The organism is Shewanella sp., assembly GCF_041630135.1.
In the GTDB taxonomy this organism is placed as follows: Bacteria; Pseudomonadota; Gammaproteobacteria; order Enterobacterales; family Shewanellaceae; genus Shewanella.
In genome coordinates, this window is record NZ_JBFKLW010000008.1 from 1 (window position 1) to 17317 (window position 17317).

Sequence of the window (17317 nt, forward strand, 5' to 3'; positions counted from 1 at the left end):
GCGCACCCTGAACATTATCTCCCTCGCCGGTCTTGCCTTTGCGGTGGGACTGGTACTGGATGCAGCCATCATAGTGCAGGAAAACATAGTGCGGCTGCGCCAGCAGGGCATGACCCTTGCTGAGGCGGTGCTCACAGGTACTGCCCAGGTTAAGGGTGCCCTGCTCGCCTCCACAGCCACCACGGTGGCCATCTTCCTGCCAGTGCTGTTTATGCCCGGGGTGGAAGGGCAGCTGTTTTCAGACCTGGCGCTGACACTCTCTGTCGCCGTGGTGTCTTCATTCCTCAGCGCTATCAGTATTATTCCTATGCTCAACATGGTGTGGAAGGTCAAAGCCAGCCCTGCGGAGGGTAAGGATTACTGGCGACCGCTGGCCGCCTGGATTGGCAAGCTCACCCACAGCCGCAAACTGGCAAGCTTTTGGTGTGCGCTGCTGATTGTAGGCACCAGCGTGGTGAGTCTTGTGTTGATGCCGCGGGTCGATTTTCTGCCCCAGGCCAGCGGCGATGGCATTTTTACCTTCTTCTCCCTGCCGCCCGGCGCCAATATCGAAGCCATGGAGGCCGAGCTTGGCACCTTGCTGATCAGTCGCCTTAAACCCTACTACGACAAAGAAAAACAGCCCTACATCAAGGGTTACAACTTTTCAGTATTCGGTGCGTTTAACGTGTTGTTTATCTATCCTGAGGATCCAACCCGCATCGATGAAATGATAGGGTTGCTCAGGAACGAAATTCTGAAAGACTTGCCGGACACCCAGGCTTTCCCAAGCCGCAGCACGCTGTTGAATTTTGGCTTTAACGGCGGCCGTGCCATCAATATTGACCTGATTGGCTCGGACATGGAGCAGTTGATGGAGGTAGCATCAACCGCCATGCCCATCATCAGCGAAGCTCTGCCGGGAGCCGTAGTGCGGCCAATTCCGGGGCTCAGTCTGGCTCAGCCGGAACTGCAACTTATCCCCGACGAACATCGTCTGGCTCAGGCAGGAGCCGACCGCAGCCAAATCGCCAATGCCATTCGTGCCTATACCTCAGGTCTGTGGGTGGGAGAATATTTTGACGGCAATGAACGTATGGATGTACTGCTGAAGGGCCCAACCTGGCAATATCCGGAACAACTCGCAGCCACCCCGGTGTACACCCAGGGCGCGGGCGTACAAACCATAGGTGAACTGACCCGAATTCAGCGCACTGTCGGGCCAACCCAGCTGCAACGGGTGAATGGTCGCCGGGCCATTTCGCTGCTGGTTATCCCACCTCAGGATTTGTCCATGGATGAAGCCATGGAGCAACTGAACAACAACACCCTCGATAAAATCCGTGCCCTGTTGCCCGCAGAAGGTTCACTGGCCTTCCGTGGCGTAGCCGATCGTCTAACCCACACAATCACCCAGATGGGAACCAACTTCCTGATGGCGGTGATCATACTGTTTCTTCTGATGGCGGCGCTGTTCAAATCCATTAAAGACAGTCTGCTGGTCATTCTATCGATGCCGCTGGCCATTTGTGGAGGAGTACTGAGCCTGCGATTGCTCAATCTTTTCAGCTTCCAAAGCCTGGACTTGCTGACCATGATTGGCTTTATCATTTTGCTTGGTCTGGTGGTGAACAACGCCATATTGCTGGTAGATCAAACCCGCCAAAACTGTCGCAACGGCCTGAGTCTGGATGATGCCATTAACGATGCCGTAGTCACCAGGGCACGCCCGGTGTACATGAGCACCCTGACCTCGATCTTCGGCATGTTACCGCTGATGCTGGTGCCCGGGGTTGGCAGTGAAATCTACCGTGGCCTTGCCGCTGTGATTGTCGGTGGCATGACCTTCTCAGCATTGTTTACCCTGCTGTTGATGCCGAGCCTATTGCGCCTTGCAGGAACACCCAAGGCCACCACGTCCGTATTGAATGAGGTCACCGAATGAAACCTGCCATCCTGACCGGTCTGCTACTTAGTCTGGCCCTGAACAGCGTCCATGCAGCCGATGAACGCACTGTTGGCGTGGCCAATGTAGAACAAAGACCTCTGTCCCCCAAGCTAATGCTGGTGGGCACTGTGCATAGCCGCAGCGTCGCCGATTTAACCACAGGCGTATCCGGAAAACTCCTGTGGGTAATGGAACCGGGCACCCGGATCAACGCGGGTGATACGGTTGCCCGACTCGACGACACTCAGCTGCAGTTGCAATTGGCCGAACAACAGGCGCTGGTGGAACGGGAGCAAATCACCCTGACCCGGTTGGATCGCAACCTGGCACGGCTGGAGCAACTCGCCGATAGCCAAAACATTTCCCGTACTGAACTGGATGACACCCGCTCAGACCGTGACCTTGCCAAGAGCAACCTCAACCTGGCCAAAGTGCGCCTCGATATTATCCGCGACAACCTGAGCCGCACCCTGCTCAAGGCGCCCTTCAATGGCATTTTGATTGCCCAGCAGCATCAGGCTGGTGAAGACATAGGCCCGGCGGAACCTGTGTTGACCATCACAGACCCGGATCATCTGGAGCTGCGACTGCATGCTCCCCTGAAACACTCCCGCAGAGTGAATGTAGGCGACGACCTCAAGGTCTATCACAGCCAGGGCGAGTTCATTGCCCGAATCCGAAGCCTCATTCCGGTTTCAGACGTGCGCAGTCAAACCTTTGAAGCTCGCCTGGATTTGCCCGAAGAGATGGCCAGGATCATTAACATAGGTGAACTGGTGTCTATGGCATTGCCGATAGCCCCTGCCACCCTTACAACCCTGGTGCCAAGAGACGCTCTGGTACTGCGCTCCAGCGGCGCGGCGGTATTCAGGGTAAGTGCAGAGCAGACAGCCCAAAGGGTGCCTGTCACTCTGGGCGACGGTGAAGGCCCCTGGATTGCGGTACAAGGCGAGCTGATGCCGGGAGATCAGGTGGTGGTGCGTGGTGCCGAAACCCTGAGCGAAGGCATGAAGCTGAATGTCCACTTGGCGAACGGTCAGCCTATGGCGACTGCCAGGTAGAAGTCCCTGATTGCGAAGAGACATGCTCATCAGCGCCAAAATCACAATTGGGTCCTTTTAGGCCGACCAGATCATACAGTTAATGCCTCAGGACGTGGCATAATGTCCGCTGTTACCCATTTATGCCAACGATTGAGAACCTGAATGCACAGCCAAGACCCTTGCAGCAAACCGGGACTTATGCACCCGGACGACGCCATCGTTCAACTCCTGAGCCAGGTAGAAACCATAACTGATTCCGAGGTAGTGCTACTGACAGATGCCTTGGACCGGATACTGGCTGAAGATTTGGCCAGCCAAATTGACTTACCACCTTTCAACAATTCCGCCATGGATGGCTATGCCTTCAGTTTCGAGGATCTTGCCGGCTCCAATGGCGTTCTGACTCTGGCTGGCAATGCCTATGCGGGCCACCCTTTTGGGGGCCAACTCAAGCCCGGCCAATGTGTACGCATCATGACGGGAGCCCCCGTTCCCGCAGGCTGCGACACAGTACAGATGCAGGAAGAAGCTGAGGCCAATGGCGACCAAATCCATATTAATACTCCCAAGGCTAAGGGTGCCAATGTGCGCTGCCGCGCAGAAGAGCTCTGTGCCGGTGACAAGGTGCTCACATCAGGTACCCGCATTCGTGCGGCAGAAATGGGAGTACTGGCAACCGTTGGGGTCAGTCAGGTGCGGGTGTACCGAAAGCTGAAAGTAGCCTTTTTTTCTACCGGCGATGAGCTGCGCCCGGTTGGCAGTGAGCTGGCACCGGGGCAGATTTACGACTCCAACCGCTACTCGATTCGCGGTCTGCTGGAAAAAGCCGGTATGGAATGGCTGGATTTAGGGGTGATCCCCGATAGTCCTGACGCTATTCGCCAGGCCTTTCGTGATGCCGCCAGCCGCGCCGATGTGGTGCTGACCTCCGGTGGTGTGTCTGTGGGTGACGCCGATTTCACCAAGCAGGTTTTGGGTGAAGAAGGCCAGATTACTTTCTGGAAGCTCGCCATCAAACCAGGCAAACCCTTTGCCTGTGGCCGTATTGGCAAAGCACTCTTCTGCGGCCTGCCTGGCAACCCGGTGTCCTCCATGGTCACCTTCCAAAAACTGGTTTGGCCTATGCTGCGTAAGATGCAGGGCATGGCACAAAAACCGCCTTTGCTTATCGAAGCAAAACTGGCCTCACCGATTCGCAAGCAACCGGGCCGGGTTGAGTACCAGCGCGGAATCTTAAGCCGCAATGCCCAAGGGCTTTCAGTGCGCATCACCGGTAGCCAGGGCTCAGGCATGCTCACCTCCATGAGTCTCGCCAACTGCTTTGTGCATCTGGCTCAAAATCAGGGGGATACCGCCGAGGGCGAGACAGTGTTGGTGGAACCCTTTGACTCAGTGCTGGATTAAGGACCCGTTAATGACCGAAGAGATCCTCAGCGACAGCGAAATGCTGCGTTACAGCCGCCAGATTTCCATTAAGGCGATGGACATAGACGGCCAGGAAAAGCTTAAGTTGGCAAAGGTGTTGGTAATTGGCACTGGAGGCCTGGGCTGTGCTGCGGTTCAGTATCTGGCAGTGGCCGGTGTGGGCGAGCTGACGTTGGTAGACTTCGATACCGTTGAGCTGTCAAATCTGCAGCGCCAGGTGCTGCACCGCGACAGCCGTATTGGCATGGGCAAGGTGGAATCGGCCAAAATCGCCATCACCGAACTGAATCCCCATGTGCAGGTAACCGCAATCAATGCGGTACTGGATGACCCAGAGATGGATGCATTGGTGGCGCAGCATCAGTTAGTGCTGGATTGTACCGACAATGTGGCGGTGCGCACTCAACTCAATCAGGCCTGTTTTAACCATAAAGTGCCGCTGGTGTCCGGCGCAGCTATCCGCATGGAAGGCACTGTGACCGTGTTTGACTATCGCGGTGAAACTCCATGTTATCAGTGTTTCTCCAGCCTGTTTGGCGAGCAGCAGCTGACCTGCGTCGAGTCAGGCATTCTGGCGCCTGTGGTGGGCATGATTGGCTGCATTCAGGCAGTTGAAGCCATTAAGCTGCTTGCCGGAATGGGCAAACCTTTGGCCGGGCGGCTGCTGATGGTGGATGCCATGACCATGGAGATCCGCGAAATGAAACTGCCCAGGCAGCCCGGCTGCAAGGTGTGTGGTTAACCCGCAAAAGCAACTCTATCAACGGCAAGTCCGCTGACAACACATCCAGAATAACGCTGCCACAAGGATGTCACTGCCGATACCAATCAACGTAAAAACTTGCCCGTTTGGTATCGGCTTACGGCGCCCAATCAGGTTGCAGCTTTCAATAAAAAGGTTTGGGATCCACATCCAGACTGGAAGGGGAAACTCCCCGCTCGATATTGAGCTCAGACTTGCGTAGGTCAACAAAAGCCACGTCGGTGTAATGCCGGTGCTTGATGGAATAAAAACATTTCACAATGGGATGAAGCGCATCTCTGTCCTTGGCTTCCCAAACAATGCCCACACGCCCATCCGACAACTCCACCAGCGACCCCACAGGGTATACACCCACACAGCGGATAAACTCGTAAACCAGCTCTGTATCCAAATGGAATGGGGTGAGGCTGAGCAGAATTTTAAAAGCGGCGGCCGGACTCATGGCCTCTTTATAACAACGGGTGGCGGTAAGGGCATCGAAAATATCGACAATGCAGGACATACGACCATGAAGCGGAATTTCATCGCCTTTCAGCCCTTTGGGATAGCCACGACCATCGAGCTTTTCGTGATGCATCAGACACACGTCTTTGGAGACTTGTGAAAGCCCTTTGGTTTCCGCCATCACATCAATGGCAAATACCTGGTGCAGCTTCATATGCTCGAACTCTTCCGGCGTCAGCTTGCCCGGCTTGTGAAGCACCTTATTATCGACCCTTATTTTACCTATGTCGTGCAAAATCCCACCCACGGCCATCTGCTTCAACATATCCCGGTCAAGCTTGAGGTGTTTTCCGAAGGTAACGAGCAGAAAAGCCACGTTCACCGAGTGCTCCAGCAGGTAGGCATCTTTATCACGCAGCGCTGATACACATTTGAAAGCATCGTCATCCAGCATGATAGACTCAATCATATTGTCTGCCAGCGCCTCAAACGGTGCGACCTCAATGGCCTTTCCTTCGAAGGTTTCGGACAATACTTTCCGGATCAGCCCCTTGGCCTCTCCAAGGATCTTTTTTGCATGATTCTGACGTGCATCTCTGCTACCTACGGCCTTCTGAGCTTTTTCATGCTGACCAGGATCTGCGGCTACTGAGGTTTTTAAGCCACAATCGCCAGATGAGCGCTCAACATCCACCCACACAAATTGAATTCCGTTCTTAGTGAGTTTAGCTATGGTGTCCTGGGATCTGATTTGCCCTGCGTTGGCAATTGCAACCTTACCCTTGGCATTGCTGTCGATAGCCGACACAAACATACCCAGAGTCAGTTTGCTGACGGGCAGTTTCATTAAGTTACCATCGGGTGCCTTATCGGCCATGACTTTACTTCCCCCACACCGTTGTAATCATGCAATTGCAATCAACCCAGAACCACTACACTAATCCAAGGCCTCAGTTAATACACCAAAAACCTAGTTAATTAGTCAGGCATACTGATTCTAAGACGGTATTATCACTCAATCCACATTTAATACTAAATGATGACATCTGGCTTAGTTTCGCACGTACACAAAAAAGAAAATAATATCTTATAACTCATGTGAATTTCATCTGGCGGCGTCACAGCTGAAGATTGCATATAGATAAAGATGACTGAATATAAGTAACTCTCCCCCAACCACTTCAGTCCTCTTACAAACAGACAGAAATTAACAACCCAGGTACCATAACTGCCTGTGATGAATTTCAGCAAAGTGACGACCTACGCACAAAATCAGCAATTGCTCATTTAGCTTTTAGGCCAGACTCACACCTTGGCGGTCAAACGATTGACAGCAGCCACCATGCTCATTAAGTTTGGTCGAACAACAATAAAAGCAGTGTGTTGCACACAGTTGGAGACCCGTTTGTCTGTCATGTCGCTGCCTGAGGCTCGCCAATCCCTCGAGGCTAAAATTCAGCGCCTTCGTCTTACCCCCAGCAGCGAACCTCTGGTTCAGCTGACAGAAACCGTGCACGCCTTACCACTGATATCCTGGCTGGCATCCCAAGCCACTTTTCCACGCATTTATTGGCATGGCCGCGACAAAGAAGAAGAAGTCGCGGCCATTGGTGCTGCCGCCGATTTCTTTTTCGACAGTCCGGTAACCGACCACAGTCTGGCCGAAATTTATCAGCGTCAGCGCGATTTAAGCCGCAATCAAAATATCCGCTACTACGGCGGCATGGCATTTGATCGCGAAGTGGAAAGCTGGCCAGAGTTTGGCCGTGCGCACTTTGTACTGCCACGCATTGAACTGAGACGCAGCGGCAAAGACTTTATGCTGCTGCTGAACCTGAATTTTGATGGCAGGTCGCGGGAAGAGGAATGTCAGGCCGCACTGGATGTACTGACACAAATTCAGAAACCCCGGCCATTGCCGCCACCGGGCAAAGTCAGTTTACTTGGCCGCAGTGAATATCCTGAATATCCGCGCTGGAAACAGTTGGTTGAGCAAGTCACTGCGGACAAGTTTAATCAACACACACCAAAGGTGGTGTTGTCGCGCCTGTCACAGCTTGAAATCAGCGATCCTATAGACCCCTGGATGGTGCTGGCGTGCTGGCAGGGACGTAATCCTTCCAGTTTCCAGTTTGGGTTTCAGTTCTCCCCCGAGCGCGCTTTTATCTCTTGCTCGCCGGAACGCCTGTACCGTCGTCGCCATCAGGAACTTTTTACCGAGGCGTTGGCTGGAACGACTTTGCGCGGGTTAACCCCTGAAGAAGATGAGCACCTTGCCAAAGCACTGCTCGAAGACAGTAAAAACAGTCACGAGAACCAGCTGGTACGTCAGCACATAGTGGAGCATCTGGCACCACTCAGTCATTACGTAGGTGCTGAAGAGTCACCGAGGATCTTTAAACTGCCTCACATTCAGCACCTTCACCGGGCAATCCGCGCAGAATTACGCCCGTACGTGAACGATTTTCAGCTACTGCAGGCTCTGCACCCAACACCGGCCGTCGGCGGCCTGCCACGGGACAGCGCCATGAGTTTTATTCGTCAACAGGAAGGTTACAACCGTGGCTGGTATGCCGGCGCCTGCGGTTATTTAAACAAACACGAGAGTGAGTTTTCGGTGGCTATTCGCAGCGCCCTGATTGAACCGGGACGGATCAATTTGTATGCCGGCGCAGGCATAGTGGCCGGCTCAGATCCCGAAGCAGAATGGCAGGAGCTGAACAATAAGCTGGCGACAATATTGTCAATCCTGGTAGAGCTTTAATCTTTCAGCCCCAGCTTTTGCTGAACTTCATTGAATAATCTCTCTTGTACCCCGTCATCAATTAACTGCTTGTGTACGCTATCAAAATGTAGTTTAAGCGACGAACCAAAACGGGTATCAGCAAAACCAAAATAAACGTTTTCATTGAGCACATTATCAACAATGACATAATTGACTGGCTCACCTATTTTGCGTGTGGCGGCTTCCAGGCCGGGACGATAGTCAAGCACAGCGTCTATACGGCCTTCATTAAGCCGTGCCAGCATATCTTCAAGGCTGCTGCTTTCTTCATAATACATTGTGTGTGGAATGATACGGTCAAAGCCATAAGCAAGGTATGCCTGCACCTTTCGGTGCGTCAAACTGGACAATCCTTGCCAGTCTCGGGCCATTGCCGGTGTTATCGCTATATCAACTTTATCCATCTCAACCGGATACTGGCTGTATGAACCTCGGCGCAAATCTCCCCGGTAAACACCCAGCACAATATCCGCTCTTTCATGCTGCAACATCTGAATGCTGCGAGCAAAGGGAACCACCATGATATTCAGCTGCCACTGCGGCTCAGGAAAGGCACGTTTAAGGATTTCGAAATAATATCCCTCCCCCTGTGCATCCGCATAGCCAAGCCATTGCGCCGTGACAACCCGCACTTCCACTGAGTGTGCTGCCACGAGTGGAAAGCACTGCAATATCAGCGCACATAGAATGACTTTCAATCCCATCTGTTACCACTCCCCCAATGATTCAAACTCAGCCCATGCAAATAATTGTAGTGGATTGAACACAAACTGATGATTTTGTGCGCTTGCCCCTTGCGTTGCACGCGGCCATTCTTATAATGCGCAGCCCGGCGAAATTTTGAGTAAAAACTCGCCGACAAATTAACCGGCACAGGGTTCAACCCTGTGCTCCTGTTTTACTGCGGGTTCCCTCACCCCGCCAGCCCAACAAAAAAGGTCACAATATGATGTTGCAACTCACAAGCGCCCAGTATCGGCGTGCTCTTTTCCTGCTTGCCGGATTTCATATTCTGGTGATAAGTGCCAGTAACTATCTGGTACAACTTCCATTTCAGCTTTTTGGCTTCCACACAACCTGGGGAGCATTCAGTTTTCCCTTTGTGTATCTGGCAACTGATTTAACCGTTCGAATATTCGGCCAGCAGTCGGCAAGACGGATTATTTTTCGCGCCATGGTGCCTGCATTGCTGATCTCCTACTTTATGGGCGTTCTGTTCCATCAGGGCCTGTGGCAAGGTCTGGGCGCTGCTGCACAATTCAACAGTTTTATATTCCGCATTGCGCTGGCGTCCTTCGCGGCCTACCTGTTTGGTCAGCTGATGGATATCCGGGTGTTTAACCGCCTGCGCCAGAGCCGCCGTTGGTGGATTGCTCCCGCAGCCTCAACCTTTGCGGGAAACCTGCTGGACACCCTGGTGTTTTTCAGCGTCGCGTTCTATGCCTCCAGCGACACCTTTATGGCCGAGCACTGGGTAGAAATCGCCACCGTCGATTACGGATTTAAACTATTGGTGAGTATAGGGTTATTTCTGCCAGCCTATGGAGTATTGCTGCGAGTGTTGCAGGATAAAATCCTCACCACAGAGAAACCGCAGCAATACTGCTGATGCAACTGGCCAGACCTGTTATAATGCGGCCGTTTTTTGTTCGGCCGCTGCTCAGGTAACGGCCTTTATTCTGCGGGAGAAGTTGATGTACTCCACTCACATTCAAGCCATTACCCAGTTCACTCCGGCCGATGCTCAGGTGGCCGCCAGTCTGATGCAAAACATTTCTGAGTTCGATAAGCCCGTCAGCGCCGAAGCCATGCTGGAGCGCATTGGTGCGGCCCCGGCGCTGTTGCTGCTGTGCTACGTTGAAGACGAACTGGCTGGTTTCAAATTGGGTTATGAGAAATCACCGGGCGAGTTTTACAGCTGGCTGGGTGGCGTATTACCCGATTTTCGCAAGTTGGGACTGGCGCAATCCATGCTTTTGACTCAGGAGCAATGGGCCGGTGAACAGGGCTACAGCCTGTTGAAGGTAAAGACCCGCCACAGCTTCCCGGCCATGCTGTCGATGCTGGTGCAAAACCGCTATCAGATTGCCGCCATTCAAAGCGAAGGCGTGTCGCTGGCGGAGCAGAAGATCAGTCTGCAAAAAGCACTGGTTTAAAAATCTTGCAAAAAACACTTGCAAACACAAGTGAGAATGATTATCGTTAACTTGCGTTCCAAAACTCATCCCTAACTGAAGCGAATTCTTCGGATTATGGTGTTCCTGAGTTTGCAAAGCACGACATTGCTCACACTCACTTTGTGACCGGATCCCCTCGGATCCGGTTTTTTTTACCTTGCCCTGAAATATCAGTGGATCTGAACACCGCCGAGCATCAGCCCCTCATAGGGATTTTGCCCCATATCTTCCCGGGCTTCGTGGTGCAAACCTATGGTAAAGACCGTCCCTTTGCCCACACTGGAGCTGACCTCGATGGTGCCGCCAATACGTTTGATGATGCCATAGCTCAAAGACAGACCAAGGCCAGTGCCATCGCTGCGGGTGGTGTAAAAAGGGTCGAAAATCCGGCCGAGCTGCTCTGCTGCTATACCACAGCCCTCGTCTTCAATTTCAATTTTTACCCCTATAGGTTCGTCGTGTAACACCCAGTCGTAGGTGCGGATCCAAATACGCCCCTTACCATCCATCGCATGGGCCGCGTTAACAACCAGATTAATCAGCACCTGCAACAACTGAGGCCGATTCACCTGTACCGGGTAACTGGCATTTAGCTCCTGAATCAACACAACCTCTTGCTTTTTAATGGAATGGCGCACCAGAACCAGCATTTCCTCTATGATTGGCGTTATCTGATGCATCTCCAGGGGTGCGTTAAACTCGCCGGGACGGCTATATTGCAGCAAGCTGCGGATAATAGTGCTGATACGTCCAACCTGCTCAATTACCAAATCGATTTCTTCGTCAACCCGACCGGCATCTGACCCAAGCTCAGCCCGAAGCAGTTCCATATTGCCAAGGATAACCGCTGTGGGATTATTAATTTCGTGGGCTATCCCGGCTGTCAGTTCACCCAAAGCAGTAAGCTTCTCATTGGTAACCAGCTGCGCCCGCGTCTCATTGAGAAGTGCCACGTTGCGTTGCAGCTCTTCCGTTTTTTCCTGCAGGCTGCGGGTCCGCTCTTCCACTTTTAGTTCGAGCTGCTCGGCCGCAGCCTGTATCTGACTATTACGCCGCTGCAATAAATCAAGCATGCGGTCAAACTGCTCGGCAAGATTGGCCAGCTCATTATCTTTCTCAAGCCCCAACTCACCAATGCGCACATTGCGCCCGGACTGCACCGCCTTCACCACATGGTGAATACGTTCAATGGGTTGCAGCAAACTGTAGGCACCGCGGTACACCAGCATGCCAGACACCAACAGCACCAACATCAAAATAGTACCCAGCTCGATAATATTCAGCAGGTAATTGTGAATAAAGGGTGCCTCCGAAAAACCGGTGTAAATCATACCAATGCGCTCACCGCGCACATCGGTTAGCGGGGCATAGGCTGAAATGAACCAGTCGTTGTACACAAAGGCCCTGTCAACCCAGGTCTGCCCCAACGTCAGCACTTTATGGCGCACTTCTTCCGATACCAGACTCCCCAGAGCCCTGCCCTTGTCTTCGCCATCACGGGGGAAAAAATGCAAGGGCACATTGGTACTGATGCGTACGTTGTCCAGAAATATGGTGACCGTGCCGATGGAACGCTCCGGCAGCGTACCCTGGTCATAAACCAAGTCACGGATATGGTCGACAATGCGGGTGTCACGATTGAGCAGCAGGCCACCATCGAGATACCAGGCCACCTTGCCACTATTGTCGGCTATGGGCATCAGGCTGCGGCTCAGCATGCCTCTATCCTCTTTTTCCCTATCCGGCGTATCAGCGCGCAACGTAGGCAAAATATCCAGTCTGGCTCCGTCTGCCAACAAGGGGTCAAGCCTTGCCAATCGCGCCGAAGACAGCACCATCAAGCCCGAATAGGCGCTGCCTTCGCGCACCTTGGGTAACATTTGCCTCAAATCAGGGTCGGCGGCAGCCCTTTCAACACTGACCAAGCGCAGAAAATCCAAATCCATGAGTTCCTTGCGCTGTGCCAGGAAGTCATTGAACTCGGGAATGATGGCTTCATTACCGGCCAGTTGGGCGCGGAAATAATTTTGAAACTCCCAGGAGCCCAGCAGTGTTTCGAGCTGTTTTTCCTGTTGGTGCTGCACCTGCTCAAGGGTGTTATTGGCCACGGTCAGGTCGGCCTTCACCTTCATAAACAGCTGCTGACCTGTGTAACTGATGTTCCAATAAATGGTAATAAACACCAGACTCACCAGGGTCAGCAGAATAGGCAGTAAGGTCAGGATCAGGATGCGATAGCGCACCTTGGCCTGCATCTGGCGCCAATCAACACCAAACAGCTGCGTGAAGAACGACATGCTCAGTCCTCCTCACCTTGGATTGCATCCAGATCAAACCATTCCTTAAACTTGCGGTCCAGCGTCTTACGCGATACCCCAAGTTCCCGCGCAGCGGCAGATTTATTGCCGGCATGGGCTTCCACCACCGCCAGCACATGGTGCTTTTCCACATCCTTAAGCGGCCACTCCAGCGGGTAACCAAACTGGCCGGGTTCCGGTACTTTGGCGTTCTGCTTCCAGTATTCCGCCGGCGGCTTGCCCAGCAAAATACAGCGCTCAATCATATTACGCAGCTCACGGATGTTACCCGGCCATTCATGCTGCTGCAGTTTGGTGAGGTCTTCATGGCTCCACACCAGCTCACGCATCCCCAGCTCGGCGCCCAGCAACCGGGTGAAATGATGGGTCAACTCAACCACATCCTCCGGCCTCTCCCGCAGTGGAGGAATGCGGATTTCCAGCACATTGAGGCGATAATAAAGGTCGCGGCGGAAATTGCCCGCCTCAACCTCATCTGCCAGCTTACGGTTGGTGGCCGCAACCACCCGCACGTCGATGGATACTTCTTTTTCGCTGCCCACCGGCCGGATAGCCTTTTGCTCCAGCACCCTAAGCAGTGCAGTCTGCATTTTGAGCGGCATTTCGCCAATCTCATCGAGGAAAATAGTGCCGCCGGAGGCAAAACTGAACAGACCTTCCCGCGCCCCCTTGGCACCGGTAAAGGAACCCGCCGCGTGACCAAAAAGCTCACTTTCCAGCAGCTCTGGCGCAATCGCGCCGCAGTTAACCGGCACAAATGGCCCCTGACGACCAGAAAGCTGGTGCAACTGCCTTGCCACCAACTCTTTACCTGTACCGGACTCGCCTTCAATCAGCACCACTGTATTGGTGGGCGCAACCCGGGCGATGATGGTTTTTACTTCCTGCATGGCTTCACTGTTGCCAATAATATTGGAGGAGTAGCCAATAGACACTTCACGGCGCAGCATCAGGTTTTCACGCTTGAGCAGGCGCCGCTCTATGGCGCGGTCCACGGCTTTGAGCATCTGCTCCAGGTGGAAAGGCTTCATGATAAAGTCAGACGCACCGGCACGCAGTGCCTGGATAGCCACATCCATATCGGCATAACCGGTCATAAAAATAATATCTGAACGGCGCTCTGCGTCGGCGAGCGCTTCATGCCAATCGATACCCGAACGACCGGGCAGCCGAATATCCACAATCAACAAATCAAAATGACATCGGCTGCGCAGCTGCTCCGCTTCTTCTACGCTGCCGGCAGTTTCCACCAGCGCAAATTTTTTCGACAGGGCTTTCTTGAGGAAAGAGCGCATCCCCGGCTCATCATCAACGATAAGCACAGAGACTGCAGTAGGCAGGGGTTTAGCAGCTTCGTTCTGGTTCATCTTGTCTTCTTCAGGACATTTTGACGCAATATGTGCTCATTCTATCACCTGGTCTGGCCGAATAGGTCACTATGGGCCACACAATCAGAGCGCTGGGACAATTTGTCCGAAGGTTTTTGCCACACTTGCGAGCCGTCTCACACTTTGACAAAAGGAATGTGAAGCAAATCGCTATATATTCCTTGGCATCCTATTTGCTAAGAGCACAGGGAAGTTTCGCCCCGGAAACACTCCGGCGAATTAATGTTAAGGCTCTGTATCAAGCCAAGGAGAAACCATGCTCAGTACCAAGCACTTTTTAGGCGCCACTTTGGCAGTAACACTTTTCACCATCCTGCCAGCCAAGGCCGAAGAAGTGATTAAGCTGGCTACCACCACCAGCACCGAAAACTCGGGTCTGCTCAAAGAACTGCTGCCCGTCTTTGAAGCGCAAAGCGGTTACAAGGTACAGGTTATTGCTACCGGCACAGGTAAGGCGCTGGCACTCGGTCGCCAGGGCGATGTGGATCTGGTGATGACCCACGCACCATCTGCCGAAGCCAAGTTTGTGGAAGAAGGCTTTGGCACTGAGCCCCGCGGCATCATGGAAAACGACTTTATCGTGCTCGGTCCGAAAAATGACCCGGCCAAAATTAAAGGCAGTGCCAACGCCGAAGAAGCGTTCAGTAAAATCGCCGCCTCAGGCGTCCCTTTTATTTCCCGCGGTGATGACTCAGGCACCCACAAGAAAGAACTGAAAATCTGGCAAGCCGCCAACGTGAAACCTGAGTTCAAAGGCTACACCTCTGTGGGTCAGGGCATGGGCAAAACCCTGCTGATGACCAACGAAATGCAGGGCTACACCCTCTCTGACCGCGGTACTTACATTGCCTACAAGGGCAAGCTGGATCTGGATGTCGACTTCGATGGTGGCGCTACCCTGGCTAACCCTTACCAGGTGATCCTGATTAACTCCGCCAAATACCCTAATCTGAACCACAAAGGTGCCAAGGCACTGAGTGACTGGCTGATCAGTGCAGAAGGACAAAAGATGATCAATGATTTCAAGGTACAGGGAGAGCAACTCTTCAAGGCTACCTATCGTCAATGAATGAAGGCTGGTTTGCATTGATACAGCAGGCGCTGAGCCTGCTGTTTTCCCTCGATAAGGACGTTTGGTCCATCATTTGGGTGTCGTTCAGCGTCTCGCTGGCGGCACTGCTGATCACGCTTGTGCCATCAATGCTGCTGGGCTTTGTGCTCGCCTTTACCCAATTTCGGGGCCGTAACTTTGTGCTTAATCTGGTGCAAACACTGCAATCCATCCCCACTGTGGTGATTGGGTTGTTGGTGTATTTGCTGCTGACCCGCATGGGACCGCTTGGCGACCTGCGCTGGCTGTTTACCCAGCAAGGCATGATTTTGGGGCAAATGCTGATTTGCGCCCCCGTGCTGATTGCCATGAGCCAGGCTGCGTTTACCAGTGTCGACCGCCGCGCCTGGGAAACAGCCCTTACCCTTGGCGCCTCGCTGCCACGGGCCATCGCCATGGTCAGTCGCGAGCTGCGCGGGCCACTGCTGCTGGCGGTTATTGCGGCCTTTTCCCGTATCGTGACTGAAGTGGGCTGCTCCATGATGGTGGGCGGCAATATCGAATACGTCACCCGCAACATTCCCACCGCCATTGCCCTTGAAACCAGCAAGGGCGACTTTGCCCAGGCCATCGCCTTAGGGCTGGTACTGCTGTTTCTGGCAATTATTATGAACTTTGCCCTTGGTAGTCTGCGCGGCAAAAACCAGGTAAGGAGTCACTGATGGCAAGCATCATCGCCCGGGAACTGGGTATGAAGTTCCAGCAGCGACAATTGTTTGCTGATGCCAACCTCACCTTCGCCGAAGGTGACTGCATCTACCTGATGGGCGATAACGGCAGCGGCAAAACTACCCTGATGAAGATTCTGGCCGGTCTGCAAGCACCCAGCAACGGCAGTGTCATTGTCGAAGGCTTTCCATCAAGGGGGCTGTGGCAGAAAAATAAACTCCATGGCTGCGCGGTATACCTGCATCAGCACCCGTACCTGTTCGACGGCACGGTTACCGAGAACCTGACCATGGCGCTGAAGATGGAACCGCATGACTCATCAACCAGCTGTATCGAACAGGCGCTGGACATGGCTAAACTCGGCCATCTGGCTCAGAGTCAGGCGAGCCATTTATCCGGTGGCGAGCGTCAGCGTCTTGCCATCGCCCGCGCCTGGCTGCTGAAACCCAAATTGCTGATGCTGGATGAACCTGTATCCAATATGGATAGGGAATCCCGCGAACTGGTGCAGACCATGACCGCCCAGCTCAAGGCTGATGGCACAGGGCTTTTGATTGCCAGCCACCAGCACGGACAGTTAACCGCGCTGTGCAACAGCCGCTGGCTGATTGAGGATGGCCGCATCAGCACCGATGTCGATATTCGTTTTCAACCTTCACAGGAAGCCCACTATGTCCTTGCGAATTGATGCCGTAATCCTTGCCGGTGGCCAGGCCCGAAGAATGGGTGGTCAGGACAAGGGTCTTGTCGAATTAATCGGCAAACCCATGATTGAACACGCCATAGAAAGGATCCGGCCACAGGTTAAGGAGATCCTGATCAACGCCAACCGCAACCAAACTCGGTATGCTGAATACACCCATTGCGTGTTTGGTGATGAGGACAGCGGCTTTTTGGGTCCGCTGGCCGGCATGGTAGCCGCCATGGGAAAAACCCAGGCTGATCTCTTGTTGGTAGTGCCCTGCGACTGCCCCTGCCTGCCAACAGACCTTGTTAGCAGACTTAAAGCGGCCATGGATGCCGCAGACGCCGAACTGGCCGTCGCCAGCGATGGCGAGTACGAACAGCCCGTCGTCATGCTGCTCAAACCGCAACTGCGGGATTCGATGAAGACATTTTTGGATGCCGGCGAGCGCAAAATCGATTTTTGGTACGCCAAACACAAGGTGGCGGTGGAGTCCTTTGCTGACCAGCCGAATGCCTTCGTAAACGTCAATACGCCAGAACAAGTAGAACAATTAACCCAGGCGCTGACTCAGTGACTTTT

At 53.3% G+C, this 17317-nt stretch carries 15 protein-coding genes; 11 read left to right on the forward strand and 4 right to left on the reverse strand.

Annotated elements, in window-relative coordinates; all coding sequences use genetic code 11:
• The 4 genes from ABYK60_RS03455 to moeB form a co-directional block, all read left to right on the forward strand.
• A partial coding sequence (locus tag ABYK60_RS03455) for an efflux RND transporter permease subunit (protein WP_372870534.1) occupies positions 1-1924 on the forward strand: 1924 nt, incomplete at its 5' end.
• Positions 1921-2988 (forward strand): efflux RND transporter periplasmic adaptor subunit, encoded by a 1068-nt coding sequence (locus ABYK60_RS03460; protein ID WP_372870535.1) that lies wholly within the window; start codon positions 1921-1923, stop codon positions 2986-2988. The genes ABYK60_RS03455 and ABYK60_RS03460, both read left to right, overlap by 4 nt.
• Before the next feature lie 144 nt (positions 2989-3132).
• Positions 3133-4374 carry a gephyrin-like molybdotransferase Glp gene (gene glp, locus ABYK60_RS03465; RefSeq protein WP_372870536.1) on the forward strand — a complete coding sequence of 414 codons (1242 nt, stop codon included), beginning with the start codon at positions 3133-3135 and terminating at the stop codon, positions 4372-4374.
• A 10-nt stretch (positions 4375-4384) separates the two neighbouring features.
• Positions 4385-5137 carry a molybdopterin-synthase adenylyltransferase MoeB gene (gene moeB, locus ABYK60_RS03470; RefSeq protein ID WP_372870537.1) on the forward strand — a complete coding sequence of 251 codons (753 nt, stop codon included), beginning with the start codon at positions 4385-4387 and terminating at the stop codon, positions 5135-5137.
• 145 nt (positions 5138-5282) lie between these two features.
• Here the strand turns inward: moeB and ABYK60_RS03475 are convergent, their stop codons facing one another.
• Positions 5283-6479, reverse strand: coding sequence for an HD-GYP domain-containing protein (locus tag ABYK60_RS03475; protein ID WP_372870538.1), 1197 nt, complete (start codon positions 6477-6479; stop codon positions 5283-5285).
• 528 nt (positions 6480-7007) lie between these two features.
• On the opposite strand from ABYK60_RS03475, the gene ABYK60_RS03480 reads away from it, so the two are divergent.
• Positions 7008-8366 carry an isochorismate synthase MenF gene (locus ABYK60_RS03480; RefSeq protein WP_372870539.1) on the forward strand — a complete coding sequence of 453 codons (1359 nt, stop codon included), beginning with the start codon at positions 7008-7010 and terminating at the stop codon, positions 8364-8366.
• Here the strand turns inward: ABYK60_RS03480 and ABYK60_RS03485 are convergent.
• Positions 8363-9091 (reverse strand): substrate-binding periplasmic protein, encoded by a 729-nt coding sequence (locus ABYK60_RS03485; protein WP_372870540.1) that lies wholly within the window; start codon positions 9089-9091, stop codon positions 8363-8365. The genes ABYK60_RS03480 and ABYK60_RS03485 overlap by 4 nt on opposite strands.
• Positions 9092-9336: 245 nt before the next feature.
• Between ABYK60_RS03485 and ABYK60_RS03490 the strand changes: the two genes are divergently transcribed.
• Positions 9337-9996 carry a 7-cyano-7-deazaguanine/7-aminomethyl-7-deazaguanine transporter gene (locus tag ABYK60_RS03490; RefSeq protein ID WP_372870610.1) on the forward strand — a complete coding sequence of 220 codons (660 nt, stop codon included), beginning with the start codon at positions 9337-9339 and terminating at the stop codon, positions 9994-9996.
• 85 nt (positions 9997-10081) lie between these two features.
• On the forward strand, positions 10082-10543 hold the full coding sequence (locus ABYK60_RS03495; RefSeq protein WP_372870541.1) for a GNAT family N-acetyltransferase: 462 nt from the start codon (positions 10082-10084) through the stop codon (positions 10541-10543).
• 191 nt (positions 10544-10734) lie between these two features.
• Here ABYK60_RS03495 and ABYK60_RS03500 read toward each other — a convergent pair whose 3' ends face one another.
• Both ABYK60_RS03500 and ABYK60_RS03505 read right to left on the reverse strand, forming a co-directional pair.
• Positions 10735-12861, reverse strand: a complete 2127-nt coding sequence (locus ABYK60_RS03500; RefSeq protein ID WP_372870542.1) for a cache domain-containing protein — start codon at positions 12859-12861, stop codon at positions 10735-10737.
• 2 nt (positions 12862-12863) lie between these two features.
• Positions 12864-14249, reverse strand: a complete 1386-nt coding sequence (locus tag ABYK60_RS03505; protein ID WP_372870543.1) for a sigma-54-dependent transcriptional regulator — start codon at positions 14247-14249, stop codon at positions 12864-12866.
• A 277-nt stretch (positions 14250-14526) separates the two neighbouring features.
• Here ABYK60_RS03505 and ABYK60_RS03510 point away from each other — a divergent pair, with 277 nt between their 5' ends.
• Genes ABYK60_RS03510 through mobA form a run of 4 tightly spaced genes read left to right on the forward strand, consistent with a single transcriptional unit; the run spans position 14527 to position 17312 of the window.
• On the forward strand, positions 14527-15339 hold the full coding sequence (locus ABYK60_RS03510; protein WP_372870544.1) for a substrate-binding domain-containing protein: 813 nt from the start codon (positions 14527-14529) through the stop codon (positions 15337-15339).
• A complete protein-coding gene (locus ABYK60_RS03515) occupies positions 15336-16043 on the forward strand; it encodes an ABC transporter permease (protein WP_372870545.1) in 708 nt (235 codons plus the stop codon). The genes ABYK60_RS03510 and ABYK60_RS03515 overlap by 4 nt, the downstream gene beginning before the upstream one ends.
• Positions 16043-16738, forward strand: coding sequence for an ATP-binding cassette domain-containing protein (locus tag ABYK60_RS03520; protein ID WP_372870546.1), 696 nt, complete (start codon positions 16043-16045; stop codon positions 16736-16738). The genes ABYK60_RS03515 and ABYK60_RS03520 overlap by 1 nt, the downstream gene beginning before the upstream one ends.
• On the forward strand, positions 16722-17312 hold the full coding sequence (gene mobA / locus ABYK60_RS03525; protein WP_372870547.1) for a molybdenum cofactor guanylyltransferase MobA: 591 nt from the start codon (positions 16722-16724) through the stop codon (positions 17310-17312). The genes ABYK60_RS03520 and mobA overlap by 17 nt, the downstream gene beginning before the upstream one ends.
• Positions 17313-17317 lie beyond the last annotated feature (5 nt).

Bases quoted from the DNA above. Each gene is read 5' to 3' on its own strand.
- ABYK60_RS03475 (WP_372870538.1), bottom strand. From the start codon at position 6,479: ATGGCCGATAAGGCACCCGATGGTAACTTAATGAAACTGCCCGTCAGC.
- ABYK60_RS03515 (WP_372870545.1), top strand. From the start codon at position 15,336: ATGAATGAAGGCTGGTTTGCATTGATACAGCAGGCGCTGAGCCTGCTG.
- glp (WP_372870536.1), top strand. From the start codon at position 3,133: ATGCACAGCCAAGACCCTTGCAGCAAACCGGGACTTATGCACCCGGAC.
- ABYK60_RS03500 (WP_372870542.1), bottom strand. From the start codon at position 12,861: ATGTCGTTCTTCACGCAGCTGTTTGGTGTTGATTGGCGCCAGATGCAG.
- ABYK60_RS03520 (WP_372870546.1), top strand. From the start codon at position 16,043: ATGGCAAGCATCATCGCCCGGGAACTGGGTATGAAGTTCCAGCAGCGA.
- moeB (WP_372870537.1), top strand. From the start codon at position 4,385: ATGACCGAAGAGATCCTCAGCGACAGCGAAATGCTGCGTTACAGCCGC.
- ABYK60_RS03490 (WP_372870610.1), top strand. From the start codon at position 9,337: ATGTTGCAACTCACAAGCGCCCAGTATCGGCGTGCTCTTTTCCTGCTT.
- ABYK60_RS03510 (WP_372870544.1), top strand. From the start codon at position 14,527: ATGCTCAGTACCAAGCACTTTTTAGGCGCCACTTTGGCAGTAACACTT.
- ABYK60_RS03485 (WP_372870540.1), bottom strand. From the start codon at position 9,091: ATGGGATTGAAAGTCATTCTATGTGCGCTGATATTGCAGTGCTTTCCA.
- ABYK60_RS03460 (WP_372870535.1), top strand. From the start codon at position 1,921: ATGAAACCTGCCATCCTGACCGGTCTGCTACTTAGTCTGGCCCTGAAC.
- ABYK60_RS03495 (WP_372870541.1), top strand. From the start codon at position 10,082: ATGTACTCCACTCACATTCAAGCCATTACCCAGTTCACTCCGGCCGAT.
- ABYK60_RS03505 (WP_372870543.1), bottom strand. From the start codon at position 14,249: ATGAACCAGAACGAAGCTGCTAAACCCCTGCCTACTGCAGTCTCTGTG.
- mobA (WP_372870547.1), top strand. From the start codon at position 16,722: ATGTCCTTGCGAATTGATGCCGTAATCCTTGCCGGTGGCCAGGCCCGA.